This window comes from Hymenobacter agri (genome assembly GCF_054778495.1).
This window is the reverse complement of record NZ_BAAGZM010000509.1, coordinates 1-3,152: the sequence shown is the minus strand read 5'-3', so window position 1 is coordinate 3,152 and position 3,152 is coordinate 1. Positions and strand designations below refer to the sequence as shown.

Here is a 3,152-nt window from a genome sequence, read left to right as displayed (position 1 = left end):
GCTACCTGAAAACGGCGGGCGCCGGCCTGCAGGGTGCTTTCGCGGCCCTGCTCACGCCGACCGGGGCAATCGTGGTAGCGCTGGCCGCGTTGGCTGCCGTGGTGTATGCGGTAGCAACCGCTGACGAGCGGGCCTACGCCTCGTTTCAGCAGCAGGCGGCCGCCACCCGGCAGCTCACCACCGACATTTCGCCCCTACTCGACCGCTACGACGAGTTGAAGCAAAAAACCACGCTCTCGGTGGCCGAGCAGGACGAGATGAAATCCATCATCGAGAAGGTGACGGCCGTGCTGCCGGATGCCGGGAAGGGCTTTGACGCGTACGGCCGGGCGATTGAGCTAAATACGGGCAAGGCGCGGGCGTTCATTGCCCAGAACCAGGAACTGGACCGTGCTATTGCCACGAAAAGCTTGCCTGCACAACTGGACAAGTTACGAGAGCTGCAAGGGCGCTATGACCAGTTGGTGAAAACTGGAGAACGCATCACCAAAACCGGCCTGTACGGCTCGGTATCTCTCGATAGCCTCAACCCCGCCTACGCAACGGAACTGCTAAGCAAGTTTCGGGAAAACCTGGCTTCCACCACGACGGCGTTGGAAGCGCAGAAAAAGCGCGTGGCGGAACTCCGAAGCACCATCAATGGCCTGGGCGCGGCCTACGAGGAGGTAACCGGCCTGCAGGGCGGCGACATTGCCGGCAGCAAAGCGCTGGAAGAGGGCCTGCTGGCCAGCCTGCGTGAGCGGCTGAAGCTGGTGAAGGAGCAGCGGGAGAATGAAACCGAGGTGGCGGCCATCATGGCCGACAACAAGGTCATCAAAAGCCTGGAGGCCCAGATTGCCGCGCTCGAGGGCGTGGACAAGCAAAGCAAAAAGGTACAGGACGCGCTGCAAAAACTGCGGGAGGAGCTGCGCGGCAATGAGCAGCTGTCGAATGCGCTCGGCGCCGACTACCAGTTCCTGCAGGAGCGGCAGAAGATTCTCGAAGCCGGCCTCAAGAGCCTGGTGCTGGCGGGCGTGTCGCCGGCCAGCAAGGCCTTCCGCTCGTACGTCGCCGAGCTGAAGGAGCTCAACACGGTGCTCGGCGATAACGAGCTGCTGCAGCGCAAGCAGATTGACGGGCTGATGAAGCTGGCCAAGCCCGGCGAGCTGGACTCCTTTGGCAATAAAATCAAAAAGAACCCGCTCACGGGCCAGGCGCTGGAGGAAAACAAGCTACCCAAGGAGCTGAAGGCCCCGCCCGTCAACATGCAGGAGACGGTAAACTCGCTGACGGAATTTCAGCAGTTCGTGGGCAAGTTCACGGTGGGGCTGCAGCAAACCGTGGAGGAGATGAGCAGCAACTTTGCTGGGGCCTTCGCCGGCATTGCGCAGGGCGTGGGCGCCGCGCTGGCCGACGGGCAAAGTGCCATGCAGGCCTTTGGCGATGGGCTGCTGAAAGCCTTCGGGCAAATCATCGTGCAGTTCGGCGAGAAGCTGGTGCTGCTGGGCATCGGCAACATTGCCGCACAGAACTATGCCGTGGGTGCTGCGCAGCTGGCGGCAGGTGGCCTGCTCATCGGCTCGGGGGCCTACGTGAGCTCGCAGGCGGGCGGTCCCGCTGGCGGGTACAGCGGCAATTCTACGCGGAGTCCGATTGGCAATACCAGCACCTCGGCTTCCGCTGCCCCGCCGCAGAAAATTCAGGTGGAAGTGGTTGGCACCCTGCGCGGAGTTGGCAAGGACTTGGTGGCCGTCATCGAGGCGAGCCAGTACCGTCGCCTGCGCACGGCGTAGTATTTGCCCCAGCGTTGCGCGCGCTCCTCCAAGAAAGGAGCTTCCCCCGCTTTCCCCCGCGCCCACCCCGATTCCGGTAACCCGCCACCGGAACTTTGGGCGTGTCTCTGGTCCTGCTCCGCCGTACGCCGATTGCCAACGTGGCCCCCGCCACGGGCTACACCGTGTTCACGGACAGCTACGACACGGACGCCCGCCGGCCCTACCGCGACTCTTACCAGGCCACGACCCCTACCGGCGCCAATGCCCCGTTCGAGTTGGCCCTGGGTACGCTGGTGCCCGGCGCCAGCTTCTGCGTCAATCAAACACTGCGACAGGTAAAGTACGCCGGCGACGGCAAGGTGAGCACGCACGACGTGCTTAACGCCCCCGCCTGCGCCAGCAGCCTGGGCAGCCTGGTTATCATCCCGACGCACTGCACCACGCTCTACAGCAATGACGGCACCATTAGCCTCACCTGGGCGGGGGGTGCGGGGCCGATACGGGTGCGCTGCACCCTGCTGGCGGCCAGCCTCGACGGCACGCCCGCCTATTATGCCGAGCAGGTGTTGCCGGCCGGGGCCACCTCGGTGCGCTTCCTGCCCGCCTCGGACGCTACACTCCCCACCCCAACGCTTTCCCGTGATGACGCCCGGTACCGCCGGCAGCTCACGCCTACGCCTGCGCTCGGGCTGGCACCGGGTCAGTACCGCGTGGAGGTGCTGGAAGAAACCGGCGGCATCCTGGCGGGCGAGACTACGTTGCTGCCCAGCCGGCTGGGCAATACGGCCGAGCTCTACGTTCGGCAGAATGCCGCGGGCGACTACGACGGGGTAAGCTACAGCGGCCCCGACCTCTACCTCACCGAGTCCAATGGCCCGCTTTCCGTGGTGGCCCGCTACCGCGCCGCCATTGGCGGGCTGCCCGTGGAACTGCTGCGCCTGTTCATCGAGGTCGACACCACCCGTTACCAGCTGCTGAGCTGCCGCGCCCTGCACCAGAGCGATACCGCCGCGCGGGTGCAGGCCACGTTCTACAAAGCGGCCACCGGGACCGTGCTGGCCGGTGAGGTCAACTTTTTCAACAATGCCACCATTGCGGGGGCGGTCCGTTCCGGCAACTACTTTCTGCCCATTGGCGCGGCGGCTGCCGCCGTTGGCGGGTTGACGACGGTATTCAGCAACGGCCAGGGCGGTACCAGCTACGTCATCGGCGAGGTGGCCCTGCCCCGCCTGGAAGTGGCCAACGTGGTGCTCTTCCACCCGCTGCGCCCGGACGAGGCCGGCGGCGGCGTGGTCGTGGAAGTCTACAGCCCCGGTCAGCGCGAGGCGGGGGCGGTGCAGTTCACGCTGCTCGATGCCGCTGGCGTGCCGCTGGCCACCAACACCACGGGCCGCTTCG

2 protein-coding genes are annotated in these 3,152 nt (G+C 65.4%); both read left to right on the top strand.

What is annotated here, in order from left to right:
* Positions 1–1,772, top strand: a 1,772-nt coding sequence (locus ACYVDE_RS18495) for a hypothetical protein (RefSeq protein ID WP_460503024.1), incomplete at its 5' end; no start/stop codon positions are given.
* 101 nt (positions 1,773–1,873) lie between these two features.
* A partial coding sequence (locus ACYVDE_RS18490) for a hypothetical protein (RefSeq protein ID WP_460503023.1) occupies positions 1,874–3,152 on the top strand: 1,279 nt, incomplete at its 3' end.